Origin of the sequence: Mycobacterium sp. (assembly GCF_025933915.1) — a bacterium.
GTDB lineage: Bacteria > Actinomycetota > Actinomycetes > Mycobacteriales > Mycobacteriaceae > Mycobacterium.
This window is the reverse complement of the sequence record NZ_JAICZA010000056.1, coordinates 1-21,388: the sequence shown is the minus strand read 5'-3', so window position 1 is coordinate 21,388 and position 21,388 is coordinate 1. Positions and strand designations below refer to the sequence as shown.

At 69.4% G+C, this 21,388-nt stretch carries 21 protein-coding genes; 7 read left to right on the top strand and 14 right to left on the bottom strand.

The window, feature by feature from the left end; all coding sequences use genetic code 11:
- The first annotated feature begins 21 nt into the window (after nt 1–21).
- Entirely contained in the window at nt 22–1,749 is a 1,728-nt protein-coding gene (locus Q0W90_RS11315; RefSeq protein WP_297774580.1) for a hypothetical protein, read from the top strand.
- Here the strand turns inward: Q0W90_RS11315 and Q0W90_RS11310 are convergent.
- The 3 genes from Q0W90_RS11310 to Q0W90_RS11300 are packed head-to-tail and all read right to left on the bottom strand — an operon-like array spanning nt 1,729 to nt 4,811.
- Nucleotides 1,729–2,895, bottom strand: a complete 1,167-nt coding sequence (locus Q0W90_RS11310) for a glycosyltransferase family 4 protein (protein ID WP_297595665.1) — start codon at nt 2,893–2,895, stop codon at nt 1,729–1,731. The two genes, Q0W90_RS11315 and Q0W90_RS11310, sit on opposite strands and share 21 nt — an antisense overlap.
- 45 nt (nt 2,896–2,940) lie before the next feature.
- Nucleotides 2,941–3,552 carry a DedA family protein gene (locus Q0W90_RS11305; protein ID WP_297595666.1) on the bottom strand — a complete coding sequence of 204 codons (612 nt, stop codon included), beginning with the start codon at nt 3,550–3,552 and terminating at the stop codon, nt 2,941–2,943.
- A 29-nt stretch (nt 3,553–3,581) separates the two neighbouring features.
- On the bottom strand, nt 3,582–4,811 hold the full coding sequence (locus Q0W90_RS11300; RefSeq protein WP_297595667.1) for a TerC family protein: 1,230 nt from the start codon (nt 4,809–4,811) through the stop codon (nt 3,582–3,584).
- A gap of 110 nt (nt 4,812–4,921) precedes the next feature.
- Between Q0W90_RS11300 and Q0W90_RS11295 the strand changes: the two genes are divergently transcribed.
- Both Q0W90_RS11295 and Q0W90_RS11290 read left to right on the top strand, forming a co-directional pair.
- On the top strand, nt 4,922–5,698 hold the full coding sequence (locus Q0W90_RS11295; protein ID WP_297595679.1) for a class I SAM-dependent methyltransferase: 777 nt from the start codon (nt 4,922–4,924) through the stop codon (nt 5,696–5,698).
- A 104-nt stretch (nt 5,699–5,802) separates the two neighbouring features.
- Complete coding sequence (locus Q0W90_RS11290; RefSeq protein ID WP_297774577.1) at nt 5,803–7,272, top strand: aldehyde dehydrogenase; 1,470 nt, start codon at nt 5,803–5,805, stop codon at nt 7,270–7,272.
- 40 nt (nt 7,273–7,312) lie between these two features.
- Here the strand turns inward: Q0W90_RS11290 and Q0W90_RS11285 are convergent, their stop codons facing one another.
- Nucleotides 7,313–8,137: a crotonase/enoyl-CoA hydratase family protein gene (locus Q0W90_RS11285; protein ID WP_297774575.1), complete on the bottom strand. Its 825-nt coding sequence runs from the start codon at nt 8,135–8,137 to the stop codon at nt 7,313–7,315.
- A 198-nt stretch (nt 8,138–8,335) separates the two neighbouring features.
- Between Q0W90_RS11285 and Q0W90_RS11280 the strand changes: the two genes are divergently transcribed.
- Nucleotides 8,336–8,497, top strand: a complete 162-nt coding sequence (locus tag Q0W90_RS11280) for a hypothetical protein (protein ID WP_297595680.1) — start codon at nt 8,336–8,338, stop codon at nt 8,495–8,497.
- A complete protein-coding gene (locus Q0W90_RS11275; protein ID WP_297595671.1) occupies nt 8,494–9,162 on the top strand; it encodes a TetR/AcrR family transcriptional regulator in 669 nt (222 codons plus the stop codon). The genes Q0W90_RS11280 and Q0W90_RS11275 overlap by 4 nt, the downstream gene beginning before the upstream one ends.
- A gap of 18 nt (nt 9,163–9,180) precedes the next feature.
- Here the strand turns inward: Q0W90_RS11275 and Q0W90_RS11270 are convergent, their stop codons facing one another.
- From Q0W90_RS11270 to Q0W90_RS11240, 7 genes are all read right to left on the bottom strand, one after another.
- Nucleotides 9,181–9,477 (bottom strand): hypothetical protein, encoded by a 297-nt coding sequence (locus tag Q0W90_RS11270; RefSeq protein ID WP_225330262.1) that lies wholly within the window; start codon nt 9,475–9,477, stop codon nt 9,181–9,183.
- A 19-nt stretch (nt 9,478–9,496) separates the two neighbouring features.
- Nucleotides 9,497–11,014, bottom strand: a complete 1,518-nt coding sequence (locus tag Q0W90_RS11265; protein WP_297595673.1) for a class I adenylate-forming enzyme family protein — start codon at nt 11,012–11,014, stop codon at nt 9,497–9,499.
- Nucleotides 11,015–11,115: 101 nt separating this feature from the next.
- Nucleotides 11,116–11,901: a crotonase/enoyl-CoA hydratase family protein gene (locus Q0W90_RS11260; protein ID WP_297595674.1), complete on the bottom strand. Its 786-nt coding sequence runs from the start codon at nt 11,899–11,901 to the stop codon at nt 11,116–11,118.
- Between the two features lie 130 nt (nt 11,902–12,031).
- Entirely contained in the window at nt 12,032–13,441 is a 1,410-nt protein-coding gene (locus tag Q0W90_RS11255) for a wax ester/triacylglycerol synthase family O-acyltransferase (RefSeq protein WP_297595675.1), read from the bottom strand.
- Nucleotides 13,442–13,485: 44 nt separating this feature from the next.
- Nucleotides 13,486–14,691, bottom strand: coding sequence for an alpha/beta hydrolase (locus Q0W90_RS11250; protein WP_297595676.1), 1,206 nt, complete (start codon nt 14,689–14,691; stop codon nt 13,486–13,488).
- A gap of 168 nt (nt 14,692–14,859) precedes the next feature.
- Nucleotides 14,860–15,522, bottom strand: a complete 663-nt coding sequence (locus Q0W90_RS11245) for an SAM-dependent methyltransferase (protein ID WP_297595677.1) — start codon at nt 15,520–15,522, stop codon at nt 14,860–14,862.
- 229 nt (nt 15,523–15,751) lie between these two features.
- Nucleotides 15,752–16,567 (bottom strand): alpha/beta hydrolase, encoded by an 816-nt coding sequence (locus Q0W90_RS11240; protein WP_297774571.1) that lies wholly within the window; start codon nt 16,565–16,567, stop codon nt 15,752–15,754.
- Between the two features lie 66 nt (nt 16,568–16,633).
- Between Q0W90_RS11240 and Q0W90_RS11235 the strand changes: the two genes are divergently transcribed.
- Complete coding sequence (locus Q0W90_RS11235) at nt 16,634–17,533, top strand: alpha/beta hydrolase (protein ID WP_297774569.1); 900 nt, start codon at nt 16,634–16,636, stop codon at nt 17,531–17,533.
- A gap of 7 nt (nt 17,534–17,540) precedes the next feature.
- On the opposite strand, the gene Q0W90_RS11230 is transcribed toward Q0W90_RS11235, so the two are convergent.
- The 3 genes from Q0W90_RS11230 to Q0W90_RS11220 are packed head-to-tail and all read right to left on the bottom strand — an operon-like array spanning nt 17,541 to nt 21,081.
- On the bottom strand, nt 17,541–18,854 hold the full coding sequence (locus Q0W90_RS11230; protein ID WP_297774567.1) for an amidohydrolase family protein: 1,314 nt from the start codon (nt 18,852–18,854) through the stop codon (nt 17,541–17,543).
- Entirely contained in the window at nt 18,848–20,038 is a 1,191-nt protein-coding gene (locus tag Q0W90_RS11225) for a CoA transferase (RefSeq protein ID WP_297774565.1), read from the bottom strand. Before Q0W90_RS11225 ends, Q0W90_RS11230 begins: the two co-directional genes overlap by 7 nt.
- 23 nt (nt 20,039–20,061) lie before the next feature.
- Entirely contained in the window at nt 20,062–21,081 is a 1,020-nt protein-coding gene (locus Q0W90_RS11220) for a MaoC family dehydratase (RefSeq protein WP_297774563.1), read from the bottom strand.
- Between the two features lie 134 nt (nt 21,082–21,215).
- Here Q0W90_RS11220 and Q0W90_RS11215 point away from each other — a divergent pair.
- On the top strand, nt 21,216–21,388 hold a 173-nt coding region (locus Q0W90_RS11215), incomplete at its 3' end, for an acyl-CoA dehydrogenase family protein (RefSeq protein ID WP_297774587.1).

Below are 21,388 nucleotides of genomic sequence, written 5' to 3'. Positions count from 1 at the left end.
CCCGGCCCGGATGCGTTAGTCGTGCGCTGGACCCGTCCCGGATACGCACTGGTCCTGGCGCTGCTGGTGGTCGGGCCGCTGCTGGCCCCGGGGTACCTGCTGCTGCGTGACGCGGTGTCGACGCCGCGGTCATACCTGTCCGATACCGCGTTGGGGCTGACGTCCGCGCCGCGCGCCACCCCCCAGGATTTCGCCGTGGCGCTGGCCTCACACCTGGTCGACGGCGGCGTCGTGGTCAAGGCGCTGCTCGTGCTGGGGTTGTGGCTGGCGGGCTGGGGTGCGGCCCGGCTGGTCGAGGTGGCACTGCCGGGTGCCGGAGCACCCGGCCAGTTGGTCGCCACCACGCTGGCGATCTGGAATCCCTATGTCGCAGAACGGCTTCTGCAGGGCCATTGGAGCCTGCTGGTCGGCTACGGCTGCCTGCCCTGGGTGGCCACGGCCATGCTGACGCTGCGGACGACGGGGGCCGGCCGGATGGGGTTCTTCGGGCTGGCCTTCTGGATCGGGCTGGCCGGGCTGACCCCGACCGGGCTGCTGCTGGCCGCGACGGTGGCGCTGGTTTGCGTGAGCGTCGCCGGTGCGGGCCGGCCGCGCTGGTGGTGCGCGGCGGCGGCGCTGGGTGCCGCGCTGGTGGCGGCGCTGCCCTGGCTGGTCGCGTCGGTGCTGGGTGCGTCGCTGACCGCCCACACGGCGGCCAACCGGCTGGGCGTCGAGGCGTTCGCGCCGCGCGCCGAGCCCGGCCTGGGCACGCTCGCCAGCCTGGCCAGCCTCGGCGGAATCTGGAACGGCGACGCCGTACCCGGTTCGCGCGCAACGCTTTTCGCGGTGTTTTCGGCCGTGGTGCTGCTGGGGGTAGTGGCGGCGGGCCTGCCGACGGTCACGCGCCGCCCGGTGGCGGTGCCGCTGCTGGTGCTGGCCGCGGTGTCGGTGCTGGTCCCGGCCGCGCTGGCCACCGGGCCGGGCCTACACCTGCTGGGCGCGGTGGTCGACGCCGCACCCGGTGTCGGTGTGCTGCGCGATGGGCAGAAGTGGGTGGCGCTGGCGGTGCCGGGCTACGCCCTGGCGGGGGCCGGCGCGGTGGTGACGTTGCGAAGGTGGGTGCCGCCCCCGACAGACGTTGTGACGGCGCCGATCTGCTGCCTGGCGCTGCTGCTGGCGCTGCCCGACCTGGCCTGGGGCGTGGGGGGCAAGGTGTCGCCGGTGCACTACCCGCGCGGCTGGGCCGCCGTCGCCACGGCGATCAACGAACCGGCCGGGGATCCAGGAACGATAGCGGTGTTGCCGGCCGGGACGATGCGCCTTTTCCCTTGGTCGGGCGCCGCGCCGGTCTTGGACCCGCTGCCGCGCTGGGTCCGCGCCGAGGTGCTGACCAGCGGCGACCTGGTGATCTCGGGAACCACCATTCCCGGCGAGGGCGCGCATGCCCGGGCCGTGCGGGAGCTGCTGCTGACCGGTCCCGACCCGTCGGCCCTGGCCGCGGCCGGCGTGGGCTGGCTGGTGGTGGAATCGGGCAGCGCCGGCGACATGGGGGCGGCCGCGCGCACGCTGAGCGCGCTGGCGCCGGTCCATCGGGACAACGAGATCGAGCTCTACCGGATCGGCGGCCAGAGCGCCGGGGTGCCCGCCGATCGCCGGGCGGCGACGATGTTCGCCCATCTGGCGTGGCTGGCGCTGCTGATCGTGGGTGGTGCCGGCGCGGGAATCGACGCATGGCGGCGCCGCGCCCGGTCAGCCACGCCCGGTGACTAGCCCGCTGACCGTGTGACCGGATTGCACCGCTTGCAGCACGCTGCGCATCGCGTCGGCGCTTTGCGCCCAGGAGAATTCACCGCTGCGGGTGTGCGCCTTGGTGCCGAGTTGATCACGCAGCACCGGATCGGCGAGCAGTTCTTCGAGCCGGTCCACCAGCTCGGTGTGGGTGTCGACCAGAATGCCGGTCACCCCGTCGACGATCGAGTCCGACAGGCCGCCCGAGGATCGATAGCCGATGGTCGGCACACCGTGCTGGGCCGCCTCGACGACCGCCAGACCCCAGCCCTCCTTGCGTGAGGGCAGCACGTGCACCCAAGCCCCTTGCAGCACATGGTGTTTGGTCACGTCGTCGACGTGACCGTGGAAGGTCACCGCCGAGCTGATACCGAGCCGTTGCACGTGCTCGACGAGGCGCCCTCGCCACCAGCCGTCGCCGACGATGTCGAGGTGCAGACCCGGTGTCCGCGGCAGCAGCCGGGCCACCGCTTCCAGCGCGTCCTCGATCTGCTTGTGCGGCACCAGCCGCGACAGCACCACCACCCGCGGCGCGGCCGCACGCGGGCCCGACAACGATTGCGCCGGCGCCCGATCCAGGCCGTTGCGCACCACCGCGATCTGCGCACCGTTGACGCCCAGGGTGACCAGGTCGCGCGCGGACGGCAGCGACACCGTCACGTACTGGTTGCGCCGGTTGAGCCGCGGCGACAGTGTCGACTCGACGAACCAGCCGAGCCTGGATAGCACCGGTCCGGCCACCGGCCACTGCTGGCGGTGGCAATGGTGCACCAGCACCACCACCCGCCGGCCGTAGACCAACCGGGCCAGGAAGGGCAGGCCGTTCTGGGTGTCGACGACCACGTCGGGCCGCACCTTGCGCAGCGGACCCAGCCCGAGCCGGGACATCGCCATCGCCAGCAACGCCCAGACGTACACCGAGTAGCGCCCACCGGCGCGGTCGATCCGCACGCCGTCGACGACCTCGCGGCGCGGCGCGCCCGGATAGCGTGCGGTGCGCAGCATGACGTCGGTCCCCGTCGCGGCCAGCTGCGCCCCGATGCGCTGCAGATAGGCTTCGCTGCCGCCGCCCTGCGGGTGCCCGGTATCGCGCCAGCACAGCAGCAGGACCGAGCGCAGAGCAGACATCATCGGTCAGCCTAATGGGAATCGGTCGGCGCCATGGCAAGGCCGCTAGCGCTGCGCCTGCCGCTGCCGGCGGGCCCGTCGGCGAATCCAGCGGATCAGTTCGATGATTCCGGCCAGCCCCAGCGCCGCGGCGAACGACACCGCGAACGCCGCGATCGTGTTGTGGGCGAAGGCGTTGCCGCCGATGTAGCCGATCAGCGTGTTGAGTGTCGCCCACACGACGGCGCCGATCGCGTCGAACACCACGAACTGGCGGTAGGGAAAGTCCAGCACGCCGCAGGCGATGGTGGTGGCCGTGCGACCCCCCGGGAGGAACCGCGCCACGATCACCAGGGGGCCACCGTGGCGGTCCAATTCCCGGTGCGCCCAGTCCAGGCTCCGCTTCCCCTTCTCGCCGCGGGTGATCCAGCGGCGGGCCCAATCGTCGGCCGAGTGGCCGATCGCGTACGCGAGGTTGTCGCCGACGAACGCACCGACGGCCGCCATGACAATCACCCAGCCCAGCAGCATCGAGCCGTTGGCCGCGAGGATTCCCCCGGTGAGCAGCGCCGTCTCGCTCGGCAGCAGGGGAAGGATGGCGTCGAATGTGCAGGAGGCCAGGATCAGCGGATACGCCCACCAGGAATGGCCGAGCGCTTCAAGCAGGGAGTCGAACACTAGGGCGCAACCCTACACAGTGGGGGTGGTCAGGAGGTCAGCCCCATGCTGGTGAACGGCTCCGCCTCGCCGCGACCGACGGCCTCGTCATGCTTGGCGGCCGCGCGGTCGAACAGGTCGATCAGCGCCGGCTCGTCGCGGACCAGCTGTCGGTACTTCGGGCCGAGCGCAAGTATCTGATCGCGCTCGGCCAGCAGCTTGCGGAAGATGCGCTCGCGTTCGGCGGGATCGTGGGTGTATTCCGAGTCGAGGTAGGCCGTCGCGTGCCGGCGGGCGCCGGCGATCGCCGTCCGGGCTTTGCCCATGGGGCTGAGCAACGAGGTGACGACGGTGACGAGGAGGACACCGATGATCACGGCCAGCGACAGGTAGGTGCTGATCTCGACGAGGGTCACCGGCTCGCCATCGTTGATGAACGGGACGTTGTTCTCGTGCAGGGCATGCAAGATCAGCTTGATACCGATGAAACCGAGGATCGCCGCGAGCCCGTAGGAGAGGTAGACGAGACGGTCCAGCAGGCCCTCGATGAGGAAGTACAGCTGCCGCAGGCCGAGCAGCGAGAACGCCGTCGCGGTGAAGACGACGTAGACGTTCTGGGTCAGACCGAAGATCGCCGGGATCGAGTCGAGCGCGAAAAACATGTCCGTGCCGCCGATGGCGACCATCACCAACAGCATGGGCGTCATGGCGCGCCGGCCGTCCACCGTGGTGAACAACTTGTCGCCGTCATAGTGCTCGGAGGTGTGCAGGACCTTCTTCGCCATCCGGATGACGACGTTGTCGGCCCTGCGGGACTCCTCGGCGTCGTCCGGCCGCAGGATGCTGCCGGCGGCAATCAACAGGATCAACCCGAACAGGTAGAAGACCCACGCGAAGGTGTTGATCAGCGCGGCACCGAGAAAGATGAAGCCGGTGCGAGCGATGAGGGAGAAGGCGATCCCGAACAGCAGCACCTTCTGCTGGTCCTCGCGCGGGACCCGGAAGCTGGCCATGATCATCAGGAAGACGAACAGGTTGTCGACCGACAACGCCTTTTCGGTGACGTACCCGGCGAAATACTCCGGGCCCTCCTCATGGCCTCCCCACACGAGTAGGCCCACGCCGAACAGCAGCGCGACGCCGACGTAGGCGGCCGACCAGACCGCGGCCTCCCGCAGCGTCGGAACGTGCGCCTTGCGGACATGAAAGAAATAGTCGAACGCCAACAGGCCGACGATGCCCAAGACGGTCAGGGCCCATACCCAATCGGGGACATCCATTCGTTGCCTGAGCCACCTTCGTCGGAGTCATCGTCTGCGCCTTCGACGCTTCCGTACCCTCTTTGCCGCCACAGTATGTGTGCCGCCGGCCGTAGGGTGGGCCGGTGCCCGTGACTCCGCATCCCACGCGAGTCTTCGCTCGCCGGGCGACGCTGGCCCGCTCGGTGCGGCTGCTGTCGCAGTTTCGCTACGAGCGGTCCGATCCGGACCGCTTCTACGGCGCACTGGCCGCCGACACCGCGGCGATGGTGGGCGACCTGTGGCGGGCGACCCACGGGGACTCACCGGCCGGCCGCACCCTGCTCGACGTCGGAGGCGGCCCGGGTTATTTCGCGGCGGCCTTCGCCGATGCCGGCGTCGGCTACATCGGGGTCGAGCCCGACCCGGGTGAGATGCACGCGGGCGGACCCGCCGTCGCCGGCGGGACGGGAACCTTCGTCCGGGCGTCGGGCATGGCGCTGCCGTTCGCCGACGATTCGGTGGACATCTGCCTGTCGTCCAACGTCGCCGAACACGTACCGCGGCCCTGGCAACTCGGCGCCGAGATGCTGCGGGTGACCAAGCCCGGCGGGCTGACCGTGCTGTCGTACACCATCTGGCTGGGCCCGTTCGGCGGCCACGAGATGGGCCTGACCCACTACCTCGGCGGCGAGCGCGCGGCCGCGCGCTACGCCCGCAAGCACGGCCGTCCCGCGAAAAACAACTACGGGTCGTCGTTGTTCGACGTGTCGGCGGCCGACGGGCTGAGCTGGGCCGAGAACACCGGGGCGAAGGTGGTGGCATTTCCGCGCTACCACCCGCGATGGGCGTGGTGGTTGACGGGCGTGCCGGTGCTGCGCGAGTTCCTGGTGAGCAATCTCGTGCTGGTGCTCCAACCGCAAGAGTGAAACGTGTTCTCGTTTTGCTCCGGCTTGGGTAGGGTGGCGCCCATGCCCGCCGGCGACGATCAGCAGGGCAGTGCGATCACAACGGACATGAGGAGCGGCGGAAGATGACCGACATCAAGACCGAATACGACAAGCTTTTCATCGGCGGCAAGTGGACCGAGCCGTCGACCTCTGAGGTGATCGAGGTGCGTTGTCCGGCCACCGGCGAGTACTTCGGCAAGGCGCCGATGGCGGCCGCGGCGGACGTCGACGCCGCTGTCGCCGCGGCCCGGGCCGCGTTCGACAACGGCCCCTGGCCCACCACGCCGCCGAAGGAACGCGCGGCCGTCATCGCCAACGCGGCCAAGCTGATGGAGGAGCGCAAGGAGCTGCTGAGCGCGCTGCTCGCCGGGGAGACCGGCCAGCCGCCGACGACCATCGAGACGATGCACTGGATGGGCTCGATGGGCGCGATGAACTTCTTCGCCGGCCCGGCCGTCGACCAAATCAAGTGGCGGGAGATCCGCAACGGCTCCTACGGCCAGACCATCGTGCACCGCGAACCGATCGGCGTGGTCGGCGCGATCGTCGCCTGGAACGTGCCGCTGTTTTTGGCCGTCAACAAGCTGGGCCCCGCGCTGCTGGCCGGCTGCACCGTGGTGCTCAAGCCCGCCGCCGAAACCCCGCTGACCACAAACGCTTTGGCGGAGATCTTCGCCGAGGCCGGCCTGCCCGAGGGTGTGCTGTCGGTGGTGCCCGGCGGTATCGAGACCGGCCAGGCGCTGACGTCGAACCCCGACGTGGACCTGTTCACCTTCACCGGCAGCTCGGGCGTCGGCAAGGAGATCGGCCGTCGCGCCGCGGAGATGCTCAAGCCGTGCACGCTCGAGCTGGGCGGTAAGTCGGCGGCCATCGTCCTCGAGGACGTCGACCTGGCGTCGGCGATCCCGATGCTGGTGTTCTCCGGGATCATGAACACCGGGCAGGCCTGCGTCGGCCAGACCCGCATCCTGGCGCCACGCTCGCGCTACGACGAAATCGTCGACGCGGTAAGTACTTTCGTGCAGGCGCTGCCGGTTGGACCGCCGTCGGACCCGACCGCCCAGATCGGATCGCTGATCTCGGAGAAGCAGCGCGCCCGCGTCGAGGGCTACATCGCCAAGGGCATCGAGGAGGGCGCCCGGCTGGTGTGCGGCGGCGGCCGCCCCGAGGGGCTGGACAACGGCTTCTTCGTGCAGCCCACGGTGTTCGCCGACGTCGACAACAAGATGACGATCGCCCAGGAGGAGATCTTCGGGCCGGTGCTGAGCATCATCCCGTTCGACACCGAAGAGGACGCGATCAAGATCGCCAACGACTCGGCCTACGGCCTGGCCGGCAGCGTGTGGACTTCCGACATCCCCAAGGGCATCGAGATCTCGGAGAAGATCCGCACCGGGACCTACGCCATCAACTGGTATGCCTTCGACCCGTGCTGCCCGTTCGGCGGCTACAAGAACTCCGGCATCGGCCGCGAGAACGGACCGGAGGGCGTCGAGCACTTCACGCAGCAGAAGAGCGTGCTGATGCCGATGGGTTACACCGTCGACGCCTAACGCTTCCGCGCCGAGCGTGCACGTTCGGCGTTGAGACGTCTTAGCGGCCGGAGAAGTGGGCGTCGCGTCGCTCGATGAACGACTGCACGCCCTCGGCGGCGTCCTCGCTGGCGAAGAGTTCGATGACGGCCGGACGGAGCCGCTCGACCGCGGCGGCATCACCCTGGGCGCGGGCCACGTGCGCCGACGCCAGCGTGGCCTGCACGCCTAACGGCGCGGCGCGGTCGGCGATCGTGTGCGCGATATCGCGCGCCCGGGCCAGGGCGGCGGCCGCATCGTCGGCCACCTCCTGGACCAACCCGATGCGGTGCGCCTCGGCGGCGTCGAACTCGTCGCCGGTGAGCAGCCAGCGCATGGCGTTGCCCCAGCCGGCCTCGCGCGGCAGCCGGATGGTCGCGCCGCCGAACGGGTAGATCCCGCGCCGCACCTCAAGCTGGGTGAATCGGGCATCGGCGGCCGCGATGCGGATGTCGGCGGCCAGCAGCAGCTCAATGCCCAGCGTCATGCACCAGCCCTGCGCGACCGCGATCAGTGGCGTGGTCCAGCCGCCCGCCAGCCGAAAGGGATCGGCACCGTCGTCGGGGAACGGATCCGCCCCGGACGCGATGCCCGGGCCGACGTCGGCGAGATCCAGGCCGGCGGTCAGGTGGTCGCCGTGCGCGAACAGCACCCCGGCCCGCACCGAGGGATCGGACTCCAGCAGCGCGTAGGCCCGGGAGAGATCGGCGAGCATCGCGCGGTCGAACGAGTTGCGTTTGTGCGGTCGGTTCAGGCCGATCAGCAAAACGTGGCCGTCGCGCTCCAGGGTCACGGTGTCGAGAGCGGGAAGGATCTGAGCGGCAGCGCGGTTGAACGTGTGTGCCATCGCACAAGTGAATCTCAGAACCCTAGATTATGCAATAAAGCATAATCCTTACGATAAGCTCAGCTTCGCGCTAGATAAGCTCAATGACCTGCGTCACACATTTGCCTGGTCTGCGAGTTTAGTACCTCTAACAAGTTGCTTAGTAGACCAATGTCTTATATGATTCTCAGCATAATCATGAGCCGCCGGCCCCGGCGCATGAAAGCAGCACTAGGCCGGGAGAACACCATGTGGATCATCGAGCTCAACGTCGCCGGCTATCAATTCACCCGCGAGATGCCAAACTTGCGGCGCCGGACATTCCGCTTCAGCCCGCGCCATATGCACTGGCCGGCGTTGCGGCATTCGTCCGTGGCATGACGCCGGCCCCGGGAGGTGCGACAGTGCCGGCTATCGGTGACGCCACCAAGGAGCAGGCCCCCGCCAAGCGCGTGGGCACGCGGACAAAGATGCTGGCCAGCGCCGCTGAGGTGATGCGTGAGCGCGGAGCGGCGGGCGTGACCATCGACGCGGTGCTCGCCCGCAGCGGCGCCCCGCGCGGCTCGGTCTACTACCACTTTCCCGACGGGCGCAATCAGATTCTGACCGAAGCGCTGCGCTACTCGGGCGACTCCATCACCGCCATGATCGACGACGCCGCCGGCCGCGGCGCCCGGGCGTTGCTGCAGGAGTTCGTCGAGTTCTGGGAACGGCTGCTCACCGACGGCGGCTTCACTGCCGGCTGTCCGGTGGTGGCGGCGGCGATCGGCTGTTCCGAGGACGATGGTCCTCAGCTGTCCGCCGAGGCCGGTGCCATCCTGGGCCGCTGGTGCACCGCGCTCACCCGCGCGTTCGTCAACGACGGCTTCGACGACGTCGATGCCGCGTCGCTGGCCGTGACGTCGATCGCCGCGCTGGAGGGGGCCATCGTGCTCTCCCGCTCGACCCGCAACGCCGGCCCGCTACACCAAGTTGGTGAGCAGCTCGAATTCCTGATCAAGGCAAGGGAATTCGTTGTCCGGAACAAAATTTCCGGGCAAGCATGACGGCTCGCGGTGACGTTCTCAGTCGCTGGCGGGTAGCGGCTTGACCTCTTTGAGGTGCAGTGCGGTCTGGCCGATGCTCAGGCTCCCCGCGCCGGGCTTGGTCACCAGCACCTCGGCGCCGGCTTCGTCGACGTAACGCTTGCCCATGACCGTGCCGTCGGAGAACGACGGGTCCAATTCGCCCGAGCGCTCGGCGCCCACCGGCACCATCGGCACACCGCCACACCGCAGGTCGTCGAGGCTGTCGGCGCTTCTGACGACGATCACCTGCGTGTCGCATACCTGGCTGGCGAGACGAGTTCCGTTCTTGATCATTGATTCCGTCCTTGATCGCTTACTGCTGGACCGGCGCGGCGCGCAATCCCGTGAGGGTCTGGATGATCTCCCGGCGCAAGACCTTGCCCGTAGCGGTGGTGGGCAGCTCGTCGCGAAACACTACCTCGTCGGGAGTGCGTGATCCGCGCAAACTCTTGCGGACGAACTCACGCAGTTCTTCGGGGTCGGGGTCGACGTCCGCCGCCGGCACCACCACCGCGACGATCGCCTGGCCCCACTGCGGGTCCTCGACACCGACGACGGCGACGTCGCGCACATGGGGGTGCTCGACCAAGACCTCTTCCAGCTCGGCCGGCGCGATGTTCTCCCCGCCGCGGATGATGGTGTCGTCGCTGCGGCCGCCGATGAACAGGTAGCCCTCGTCGTCGAGCATCGCGATGTCCTTGGTGGGAAACCAGCCGTTCTCGTCGAGCACCGAGCCGATCCCGGTGTAGCGGCCCGAGACCTGCTCGCCCCGCACGAACAGCTCGCCGGTTTCGCCCGGCGGCAACACATTTCCGGCCTCGTCGCGGATCTGCAGCTCGATGCCCGCCACCGCTTGCCCGACGGACCCCAACCGCCTCGCAAGGTCCGGCGCCTCCGCCGCCTGCGCCGCTCGATGGTCGTCGGGAGTCAACACCGCGATCGTCGAGCTGGTCTCCGTCAGGCCGTAGGCGTTGACGAAGCCCACGTTGGGCAGCAGCTCGAGGGCTCGGCGGACCAGTGGCAAGCCGACCTTGGAGCCGCCGTAGGCCAGGTTGCGCAGCGACGGCAGCTCGATGGCCGTCCCGTCGCCGTTCTCCAGCACGGTGATGATGCGGTCAAGCATCGTCGGCACCACCGTCGCGGTGGTCACGTGCTCGGCGTTGATCAGCCGAACCCATTCCTGCGCATCGAAATTGGGCAGGTACACCATCTTGCGGCCGGCGTACAGATTCGACAGCGCGGCGCTGACCCCGGCGATGTGGTACGGCGGCACGCAGATCAGGGCTGCGTCGGTGTCGGAGGCCGCCCCGAACTCCACCGTCCCGGTGACGTAACTGGTCAGGTTGTTGTGCGAGAGTTCGACGGCCTTGGGCTGCGAGGTGGTGCCCGAGGTGAACAGCACGATCGCGACGGAGTCCGGGTCGGGAAACTCCGCTGCGGGTTCGGCGGTGCGGGCGGTCTCGAGGAAGTCGTCGGACGTCATCACCCGGTCCGACACCTCGCCGATCATCTCCCGATACCGGCTGTCGACGACCACCAGCGGCTCGGGCAGCCGCTGGATCAACGCCTGGATGCCGTCGGCGGAGAGCCGGTAGTTGATCGGCGTGAAGGCCACCCCGGCACGCGCCGCGGCGAAGATCAGCACCGGCAGCATCGCGCCACCGGTGCCCACGTAGACCAGGTGCTTGGCGCCCGATGCCGCGATCACCCCCGCGCCGCCGTCGGCAAGATCGCTGAGCTGTTGCGTGGTCAGCCGCAGATCGCCGGACACCACCGCCGTGCGCTCGGCGTCGCCCGACGCGGCCATCTCGAGCAGCAACGAAATGCTCATCCTCGATCTTTCTCCGGTATCAACGCGTTACAAAGCTAGCCAAAAGTGTCATGCTTGACTGTAGTTTAGATCACGCGAGGATCGTGCGGCCCGGCGATGGATCAGGTGCCCGTCCACTTGGGTGGGCGCTTCTCCGCAAAAGCGATGGCGCCCTCCTTGGCGTCGTTGGAGGAGAACACCGGAGCCAGCAGCTTATTCTGCTCGGCGAACATGGTCTCGGGGCTCCAGCCGCGGGACTCGACGATGATCTGCTTGGTGGCGGCCACCGCCAGCGGGCCGTTCGCCGCGATCTTCTCGGCCAGCTCGATCGCCGCATCCAGTGCCGAGCCCGGGTCGGCCAGGACGTTGACCATCCCCAGCGCGTGCGCGCGCTCGGCGCTGAGGTTTTCGCCGGTCAATGCCAGCTGCATGGCGATCGCGGACGGGATGCGCTGCGGCAGGCGTAACAGCCCACCGCCCCCGGCGACCAGGCCGCGCTTGACCTCCGGGATGCCGAACGCCGAGTCCTTGGAGGCCACGATCAGGTCGGTGGCCAATGCCAGTTCGGTGCCGCCGGCCAGCGCGTAGCCCTCGACCGCCGCGATCAGCGGCTTGACCGGTGGGCGTTCGGTGAAGCCCATGCCGCGACCCTCGACGATGGGCAACTCACCCCGGGCGAAGGCCTTGAGATCCATGCCCGCACAGAACGAGCCGCCCGCCCCGGTGAGGATGCCCACCGAGAGTCCGGGTTCGCTGTCGAGCCGGTCGACGGCGGCGGCCAGGCCGTTGGCCACCGCGGAGTTGACCGCGTTCTTGGCCTTCGGCCGGTTGATCGTGATGATGAGGATCCGGTCGCGCTGTTCGACCAGGACTTCGGGTTCGTTGGCCTCTTGGTTTTCGCTGCTCACGGTGCCGCACGGCTCCTTCAGGTATCGGTGGCTCCTGTCGGGACCGATGGTAGCGGTCGACGGGAATGGCGTTAACGTGCCCCGAGATTGGGGTTACCGCCGGGCAACCGTACCGACCGACCCGAGCCGATCAGGCCGGCGCCATCGCCGCGTCGATGGTGGTGAGGTCTTCCGAAATCCCTGCGGCCCTGCGTATTTCGATGAAGTCGTTGACCATGGCTTCGGTCACCTCGTGCGGGTCCTCGCACGTGGCCCCGTCGGCGAGCACCGAGATGTTGAGCTGATCGACGTAACTCCAGACGGTGATGTTGAGCCCGCTGCCGGCGGTCAACGGGCCCACCGAATAGATCTCGGTGACCAGCGCCCCGCCCACCCGGCCGCGCTCCCGCGGCCCGGGGACATTGGAGATGTTCAGGTTGAGGAGCTTGTTGTGCCCGTCGCGGCCGGACGCCCACCGGAAGAAGGCCTGGGTGGGGCCGGGTGGCATGTACGCCGCCCACCGGCTGACCAGCTCCGGTCCCATCAGCTGGTTACTCTCCTTGGCGGCGATGGCGTTCTCATGGCTGCACCGCACCCGCTCCAGCGGATCGTCGGAATCGGTCGGCAGGCCCACCAACACACCGGTGAAACGATTGCCGGAGATCCGCTCGGGCGAGAAGTCGAAACTCATCGGCACCGACGCCAGCAGCGGTTCGGCCTTGCCGTCGTAGCGCAACAGCAGGGTGCGCAGCGCTCCCGTCGACATGGCCAGGACCATGTCGTTGATCGTCGCCCCGAGCCGCTTGCCGGTCTCCTTGACGTCGGCCAGCGCCAGGGTGGCGGTGGCGAACCGCCGTTCCGGGGTGATCTTGTGGTTCATGAACGTCGGCGGCGGCTCGAACGGCCGGGTCAGTTCCGGGGAGAATTTGCGTGCGCTGCGGCGCACCCGGCCGACACCCTGCGCGGTGTAGCGGATCGTGTGCGGCAGCCGCCCGACGTGACGCACGTGGTCGGCGAACGCCGAGGCCACGAGCTGCCGCGTGGTGGGCGGTGGGTCGCACATGTACGGTCCGCCCTCCGGGCACGGCTGCAGATCCATGCCGCGGGCCAACAAATTCGCCGACGCGACGCCATCGGCGAGCGCATGGTGAATTTTGCCGACCACCGCAATCCTGTTGTTGGCCAAGCCTTCCACGAAGTACATCTCCCAGAGCGGGCGGCTGCGGTCGAGCGGGGTGCTGGCGATTTGCCCGATCGCCTCGTCCAGTTCGCGGCGGCCCCCGGGCGACGGCAGCCGCCACGGGCGAATGTGGTACTCGAGGTCGACCTCGCAGTTCTCCCGCCACATCGGGTGGTGGAAGTTGAGGGGCACCTCGATGAGCTGGTAGCAGAACGGATCGAGCTTGCTCAGCCGCCCGCCGATGACGGCACGAAACGCGTCGACGTCCAAAGAACGCCGATCGGCGTCCAGTTCGATGACGGCGGCTTTGATGGTGTGCATGTGCACGTTCGGTGCTTCGCTGTACAGCAGTACCGAGTCCCAGCCGCTAAGCCTCTTCACCGCTGCCCCTTACCCATAGAGGGACCATACTCAGCGGCGCCAGCTTAGATAACCTCTTTTGCCCCGATCCGTGCCTTGGTGCGATAAACCTGGTTGAGGAACAGCGAGGCGACGTGCGCCGCGGCGCCGGCACGCTCGCCGTCGATGAGGTCGTATCCGTGGCCCGCGCCGGGCAACTCCAGGTAGCCCACCGTCGAATGCGACACGGCCCGCAGGCGTTCGACGAAGCTGCGCGCCTGCTCGACGGGGATGACGCTGTCCTTGCTGCCGTGAATCACCAGGAACGGCGGCGCATTACGGTGCACGCGGGCGATCGGCGACGCGGCCCGGTAAACCTCGGGGTGGCGGGCGATCGACTTTCTCACCACGACCCGCTCCAGGAAATCGACGAAGCGGGCCCGCTCCGGCGTCGAGCGGTCCTCCCAGTCATAGCGGCCGTAGATCCCCACGACCGCGTCCACCGACGTGTCCGCGCCCTCGGGCAGCTTCGCCTGGTGCTGCGGGTCGTCGGGGGTCAGCCCGGCCAGCGCGCACAGGTGGCCGCCGGCCGAACACCCCGCTATCGCAACGAAATTGCGGTCGCCGCCGAACTTGTCGACGTTGGCGCGCGCCCACGCGATGGCGGTTTTGACGTCGACGAGGTGGCGCGGCCAGCGGTGGTGCGGCGCGACGCGGTAGTCGACCGCCAGGCACACCCACCCCTGCTCGGCCAGCCGTGACATCAGGGCGGAGCCCTGACCCATGCACCTGCCATGCACCCACGCGCCGCCCGGCAGGAAGATCAGGACCGGCGCGGGTTGCGCGGGAAGGTCTTTGCGACGCCAGACGTCGAGCACCTGCGCGGGGTGGTCCCCGTAGTGGACGCCCCGGCGGTACAGGTGGCGGCGCTGGCGCAGGCTGTCCCAAATCGGCGGCGTCCGTTCGGCGGCAGGCCAGTCCATCTCGAGGTCCGCCGCCGCCACGACCCCCCGCAACGCCGCGAGTGAGACCTGTTGCGTGCTCTCCCGGTCCCGGCGCCGCACGTCGTTGACTCCCGGCGTGAACCAGTCCTTGGTGGCGGCGGATATCGCTTCCGGTGCGTGCCGCGCGCCCCACACACCCATGGCGGTGATGCCGGCCAGCGGTTCGAGGTGTTTGCCGACCACCGGCAGCGACGCCCCGGCGACGCTCAGCGCCAGCGCATAGTCGGCGGGACCGGCCCGCAGCAACCATTTCACCCACGGTGTGATGCCCGGTCGATTCGCCGTCATGCCGGGAACTGTACCCCCGGGTAGGTCGCCGAAACTGACGTTTACGAAGAGCCGGCGATGGTGGCGATCGCGCTTTGCCCGACGGTGTCGCTGAATAAGATATTTACCCTGTTTGGAATGTATTTGGCGGTTCGCTGCGCGGGGCGGATTTAGCTGTGCACGACACGCTCACACCGCGGCCAGGCTGGCGATCACCCGCTCGCCGATCAGGCGGACGCCGGTCAGCGTGAGTCCCACCTGCGCGGCCAGTGCGGCGGCGCTGTCCACCCCGACGGTCGCCCAGCGAAACCAGGGCCCGACCTCGGCCGCCGACTCGAGGCGAACCCATCGCGACCGGATGCCGATGGTCTCGGCCTCGAATTCGGCGACGCAGCGGCCGCCGCGGGCCAGCAGCTCGAAGGCGCGCCCGAGAATGCGCAGCGGGTCACCGCCGAGCCCGACATTGCCGTCGACCAGTAACACCGTCTGCCACAAGCCCATTCCGGGTAGCTCCTCGAACACGTCGCCCAACAGGGCCGGTGCGCCGCCGCGACCCGCCAGCTGGATCGCGGTCGCGGACCGGTCGATACCGAGCGCGGGTATGCCCCGCTGGATCAGCCTCGCCACCAACCGTCCCGGACCGCAGCCCAGCTCGATGGTCGGCCCGGTGCACAGTTGCGTGACGGCTTCGTCGAAAGCCTCGTCGAAGGCGTCACCGGATACGTGTGAGCTGTTCGGGGGACATCGCACCCCCAACCAGCGGTGTGCCGGCAGGGGCCGCAGTTCGCCATCGTCATGGCGGATCCAACATCGCTCCCCGCCAAGTGCCCGATCGTAAAGTTGCCCCAGCATGTCACGTCCCTCGCGTCGCGGCCGATCGGGCGGCCTGCAGACGCTCGGCCCCTGGCGGGACGTTGCGAAGACGAGCCGGCAAACCCCAACAAGCTGACGGCAAGCACGTTCGCCAGCATTGCACCGATACCCCGATCGCGGCCCGGTTAATCCACTGCTTTGCGGGCCCCTGCGCGGGCCCGTTAGGGCTACGTGGCAGCGGCCGTTTCGGTTCGACAGACGTGTCGGCTCACTCGAACAAGAACGACTCCAGCAGTTCGTTCACCCGGGCGGGGTCCTCCAGCGCCGCGAGGTGCGCGACCCCGTCGAGCACGGTGAATGCCGCGGTGGGAATCGACTCGGCCATGGCCCGGGTTTCGGCCACCGGGAAGGTGGCGTCTTCGGCGCCGGCGACCACCAGCACCGGCGCCGTGACACGCCCCAGCAGGGCGTGCTGATCCGGCCGGGCCGACACCACGCTGCGCACCGCCCAGCGGACCGAATCCGTGTTCACCGCAGCCACGTTCGCCCGCACGGTCTCGACCACATCCGGGCGGGTGCGCAGCGTGGTCGGCCCCAGGAAGGCGCGGATGCTCGAGCGCGTCAGCGGCGGCCGGATGCCGCCGAGCATTCTCGCCAGCCACAGCATGGCCGCATACTGCACCTTTTGCGCGACACCGGCTTTGGACGCCGTGCAATTCATCAGCACGGCACGGTTCAGCCGGTCGGGGTAAAGGGCGGCGAAGGTGCCGCCGATCATCCCGCCCCAGGAATTGCCCACGAAGTGAGCCCGATCGATGCCGAGCCCGTCCAGTAGCTCGACGACGCAGCGCGCGCAGTCGGGAAAGCTGAACGACGCGCGCAGCGGCGCGCTGCCGCCGTGGCCGGGCGGATCGATGAGCACCAGGCGATGGCTGTCGCCGAAGCGGGCGGCCTGGCCGGCCCACAGGTCGCCCGTCATCAGCAGGCTCGGCCACAGCAGGATGGCGGGCCCGGGCCCGTCGCTCACCTGGACCCTGAGCGCGCCGAGGGTGGTGTCGACGAACCGCGTCGCAAGCTGGGCCACGCTGCCTCCTGATGTCAGATCACTGATAGCGGTCCTGTGATTTTCCCCGTCGGTGATACTGGTTCGGTGCCGAACAACGATGTTCATCCTGACCTGCAACGCATTGCCCGTTTCGCCCCCCGGCGACTCGTCGGACCTCGCACCCTGCCGATCATGCGGGTGGGCATGGCCTGGCGGGGGCGTCTCGGCAAGCCCGTCCGCGACGTCGAGGTGATCACCCTCGAGTCGGGGGCCGGTGTCCGGCTGTTCCGGCCCGTCGGCGTCAGCGAGCCCACGCCCGCGCTGCTGTGGATCCATGGCGGCGGCTACGTGATCGGCACCGCCCAACAGGACGACCGGCTGTGCAGCGGGTTCAGCAGGCGGCTGGGTATCACCGTCGCGTCGGTGGAATACCGCCTGGCGCCCGAACATCCGTATCCCGCGCCGCTGGACGACTGCTATTCCGCGTTGGCCTGGCTGGCCGGGCTGCCGTCGGTGGACCGGTACCGGGTTGCCATCGGGGGCGCCAGTGCCGGCGGCGGCCTCGCGGCCGCCCTGGCCCTGCTGGCCCGCGACCGCGCGGAGGTGAGCCCCTCCTTCCAGCTGCTGACCTATCCCATGCTCGACGACCGCAGCTCGGCCACCGCGCCCAGCGCGAACTACCGGCTATGGGACAACCGCAGCAATCGATTCGGCTGGGCCGCATACCTGGGCAACGCGGACCCGCAGGTCGCGGTGCCCGCACGGCGCGACGACCTGAGCGGGTTGCCGCCGGCGTGGATCGGTGTGGGCACGCACGACCTGTTCCACGACGAAGACCTGGCCTATGCCGAACGGCTGAAGGCGGCCGGGGTGCCATGCCAGGTCGAAATCGTTCCGGGCGCCTTCCACGGATTCGATCTGATAGCACCGAAACTGCAAGTGTCGCAACGATTCTTCGACAGTCAATGCGACATCCTGCGCGCGGCGCTCACCCCGGCGTCCTGATCGCCGGTCACATCGCGAAGTAGACCAGCTCACCGCCGATGACGGTGGCGGCGACCATGCCGGCATCGAGTTCGGCCAGCGCCGTCGCCGGCGGCTCACTGAGCACACACAGGTCCCCCGGCTGCCCGGTCTGCACGGCGCGCACCCGGCCCGGCTGATCCGCCTGGCCCAGAAACATCGTCAAAGCCGCTGACGCCGATACACATTCGCCGGCACCCAGAACGGCACCGCTCGGAGTGGTGCGGTGCACCGCGGCACGCATCGCCGTCCATGGGTCGCCGTGGCCGAACGGCATGTCGGTGGACAACGCGACCGGGATCCCCGCGTCGCGCAGCGCGGCGACCCGCCACAGCTGATCGTGCTCGTCGGCGGGAACCTCGGCGAGGTACTGGTCGCCGCGCTCGGCGACGAAGTTGGGCTGTGTGACCACCGTGACCGCGAGCTCGGCCAGGTCGGCTACGTTTTCCTGGGGCACCACCGCGGCGTGCTCGATGCGGTCTTGCGGGTGGCCCCCGGCCGCGCGCAGGGCCGCGATGGTCACCACCAGCTGGGCGGCGGTCACGCAGTGCACGGCGACCGGTCGCGCCGTGTTGTGCTGCCGGACAATCCATTCCGTGAGGCCATCGAGGTCAAGGCGGTCGTCGTGCAGGATCTTCTTGCCCGGGGACAGAAAGCGCAGGCGTGGCCGAAACTCGCCACAGTCGTGGGCCGCCGACAGCGAGGCCATGTCGTCTGCGCCGAGATCGGGGGTGGCATCGGTGACGCCGGTGACGCCGGTCGCGGTGATGCGGCGGCTGAGTTCGGCGAGGTCGGTTTCGCGTCGGTCCAGCGCTTGCGACCAGCCGCGGTCGGCGCTCCGCAGCCGCCCGTCGGGGTGTTCGGCCAGGCCGACCCGGCCCAGCGCCTCGGAGTTGAGGATCCACAGCGCGCCGCTGCGGTGCTGGATGCGCACCGGAACGCTGCGGACAATCGCGTCCAGCGCGGTCCGGTCGAGTTCCCCGGCGACCGAATCGTGGTAGCCGACAGCACGAATCCACCCGTCGGGCCCCGGGGTGGCGTTCGCCAGCAGTTGGGTGAGCTGTGATTCGGTGCTGACCCCGGGCGGCCCGACGAAAAACGAATCCATCGCCGAGGCCGCCGAGCGCAGGTGCACGTGGTGGTCGTGCAGCCCGGGCAGCACGGTTCCGCCGCCCGCGTAGAGCACGCCCTCCCCCGCCCTGGGGGTCAGGCCCTCACCCGAAGGCGCCATCTCCTCGATCTGCGTGCCCACCCGGATGTCGGTCACCGTTCCGTCCAGCAGCGTCGCCCGTTGAATCAGCATGACAGGCAACGCCTTTGGCCGACCAACTGGCGCACGGTCTCGTTGTCGGCGCCGGGCCCGGAGGCCGGCCGCGACGCCGGCGGCGCCGACGGGGCCGACACGGGAGCGGGCGAGACCGACGGCTCGATCGGCAACGCCGCGTAGGTCGCGGCGACGGCCGCCATGGACAGCCGGATCAGCTCACCGCCGCCCCGGGCCAGGGAGTCGGCCACCGCCGACGCCGCCTGTAGCCCGGTCAGCGGGTCGGCGATGGCGTCGCCGCAGAACACCGGTCCCTGGGCGCTCGTCCCCACCAGGCCGCCGCCCACCGCGGCATCGTCGCCGAATCCCGGCCTTAGGCCGTCATAGCCGGTGATTTGCAACCAGATTCGGCCCGCTCGTGGCGCCACGTCGTCCGGTCCGAGTCCCCGGCGCGCCAGCGCCGCCGGGCGGGTGCCTTCGATCACGACGTCGCTGACGGCGAGCAGCTCGCGCAATTCGTCGGTCTGGGTATCGAAATCGGTCCCATAGCAGAGTTTTTCACCGTTCATCCAGTCGAAAAAGGATTGGTCGCCGGCCCGGGTGCCGTCCGGGCGCCGCGGGCTTTCCACCTTGACGACGGTCGCCCCGGCACGGGCGAGCAACTGCCCGCACAGCGGGCCCGCCCACATGGAGGACAGATCGGCCACCAGCAGACCCCGTGGCGCACGCGGCCCCGCGGGCGGTCCGGTTCGCCGTGTGCGCGGCGGCGCGGCCGTCACCTCGCCCAGGCCGGCCGCCGGGATGTCCAGCAGCGCGGCCCGCTCGACGATCTCGGACGTCGCACGGGCGGCTGTCCACCGTTGCAGCACCGGCCACGGGTCGCCGGGTACCTCGTCGACCCGCAGCAGCGCGGGGACGGCGGAGAGGTCGTCGGCGCGCGAGAGGGTGAGCGCGCACCAGCCGTCCCGGGCCGCCAGCAACCGGGTGGCCCCGCCCGGCGACACCCGCCCGCCGCGGGTCAACCCCAGCAGGGCGGCCCGCCCGGTCAACAGCCCGGCCGCGTCGACGTCGATGCCCCATCGGGCGGCGATGGCCGCGGCCACCTCTCGCGCGCGGGACAGCACGTGGGCGCGGGAGAAGTCGGCGGGCCCGTCGGGCAGGCCGGTCAGGTAGGCCAGCCCGCTACGTCCCCAGTGGATTGCGGCCGAGCTCACGCCCCCCATTGTGCTCGTGGCGCACATCGGCGTTAGAACTGCAGCGCGCGAAACCGCCAGTCCAGCACCGGGCGGTCCGGCTCACCCTCCGCGTCGCCGGCCGCGTACACCAGCGACCGCAGCCCCAGCACGCCCCCGTGCTCGGTCGGCTCGGCGGATTCGACGTGCAGCTCGCTGTAGAGGGTGTCGCCCTCGTGCACGGGACCGGTGTGATCGCACGACTCCCAGCCCAAGACAGTCACCAGGTTGGGCAGCAACCTGCTCGCCTGCGCGAGTGCCAGCCCGATGGTATGCCCGCCGTACACCAGCCGGCGCCCGCCAACCCGCGAATCATGATGTGTGGCCGCGATATTCAGGGTGAGCCGGGCGAGTTCGGGGGCGCTGCTGACGACGTCCGCGGTGCTGTGCAGCACCGAGCCCGCCAGGCCGGCATCGAAGTGCGGTCCGGGCACCTTGGTGCGAAAAACCTCGCCGTCCCATTGCGCGGCCGGATCGTGGGCCGGGCCGGGCACGTCGGCGCCGACGGTGGACAGATCGTCGTGCGGCGCGGCTTGCCCGGGATCGAAGTCCGGGCCGGCGGGCAGCATGCCGCAGCGGTAGAAGTCGAGTACCAACTGGTCGGCCTGGTCGATCGTGATCATCCGCAGTGCCGCCAAGCCCGTCGGGGCCCGGCCCGGCTTGGGCGAATTGGCCCGCAGCCCAACCACTTCGGTGCGGGTATAGAGGGAATCGCCGATGACCGGGAACCGGTGAAACACCAGACCGCGGTAGAACAGGTTGGCCTTGACCCGCTGCGTCACCAGCGTCGACTGCCCGATCGCCACATCGCACACCAGCGCCGGGTGCGCCAGCGGCGCGGGCAGGCCGGTCACCGCCCCACACAGGTCGGCGTCCAGCGCCAGGCGCAGCCGGTCCCCCACGATCGCCTGGTGCGCACCCGCCAAGCCGGACGACAGGGTCATCGACGGCGCCCAGTCGAACACCTGCCCCACCGAGAGGTCGTCGAAGTACGGCCCACCCTCGCGAATCCGCGCATACCCGTCACTAGTCACAACGCCCCATGCTGGCAGGCTGTGGAATCGGGGGTCAATCCGGATCAAGCCCCCAACGTCGACTTGTTGGTGGCACGTCGCGGGTTTTTGCCCACCAAGTCGACGTTCGGCGCAAATCGGTGAGGTGCTCACAGGTGAATGACGAAGAGGACATGCTGGTCGCCACGGTGCGGGCGTTCATCGACCGGGAGGTCAAACCGAGCGTTCGCGAGGTCGAACACGCCAATGCCTATCCCGAGGCGTGGATCGAGCAGATGAAACGGATAGGCATCTACGGGCTGGCCGTGCCCGACGAATACGGCGGTTC

Coding starts and splice junctions, on each gene's coding strand:
- Q0W90_RS11310 (WP_297595665.1), bottom strand. CDS start 2,895: ATGTCTGCTCTGCGCTCGGTCCTGCTGCTGTGCTGGCGCGATACCGGG.
- Q0W90_RS11300 (WP_297595667.1), bottom strand. CDS start 4,811: ATGGATGTCCCCGATTGGGTATGGGCCCTGACCGTCTTGGGCATCGTC.
- Q0W90_RS11290 (WP_297774577.1), top strand. CDS start 5,803: ATGACCGACATCAAGACCGAATACGACAAGCTTTTCATCGGCGGCAAG.
- Q0W90_RS11285 (WP_297774575.1), bottom strand. CDS start 8,137: ATGGCACACACGTTCAACCGCGCTGCCGCTCAGATCCTTCCCGCTCTC.
- Q0W90_RS11280 (WP_297595680.1), top strand. CDS start 8,336: ATGAAAGCAGCACTAGGCCGGGAGAACACCATGTGGATCATCGAGCTC.
- Q0W90_RS11275 (WP_297595671.1), top strand. CDS start 8,494: ATGACGCCGGCCCCGGGAGGTGCGACAGTGCCGGCTATCGGTGACGCC.
- Q0W90_RS11270 (WP_225330262.1), bottom strand. CDS start 9,477: ATGATCAAGAACGGAACTCGTCTCGCCAGCCAGGTATGCGACACGCAG.
- Q0W90_RS11265 (WP_297595673.1), bottom strand. CDS start 11,014: ATGAGCATTTCGTTGCTGCTCGAGATGGCCGCGTCGGGCGACGCCGAG.
- Q0W90_RS11250 (WP_297595676.1), bottom strand. CDS start 14,691: ATGACGGCGAATCGACCGGGCATCACACCGTGGGTGAAATGGTTGCTG.
- Q0W90_RS11245 (WP_297595677.1), bottom strand. CDS start 15,522: ATGCTGGGGCAACTTTACGATCGGGCACTTGGCGGGGAGCGATGTTGG.
- Q0W90_RS11230 (WP_297774567.1), bottom strand. CDS start 18,854: ATGCTGATTCAACGGGCGACGCTGCTGGACGGAACGGTGACCGACATC.
- Q0W90_RS11225 (WP_297774565.1), bottom strand. CDS start 20,038: ATGGGGGGCGTGAGCTCGGCCGCAATCCACTGGGGACGTAGCGGGCTG.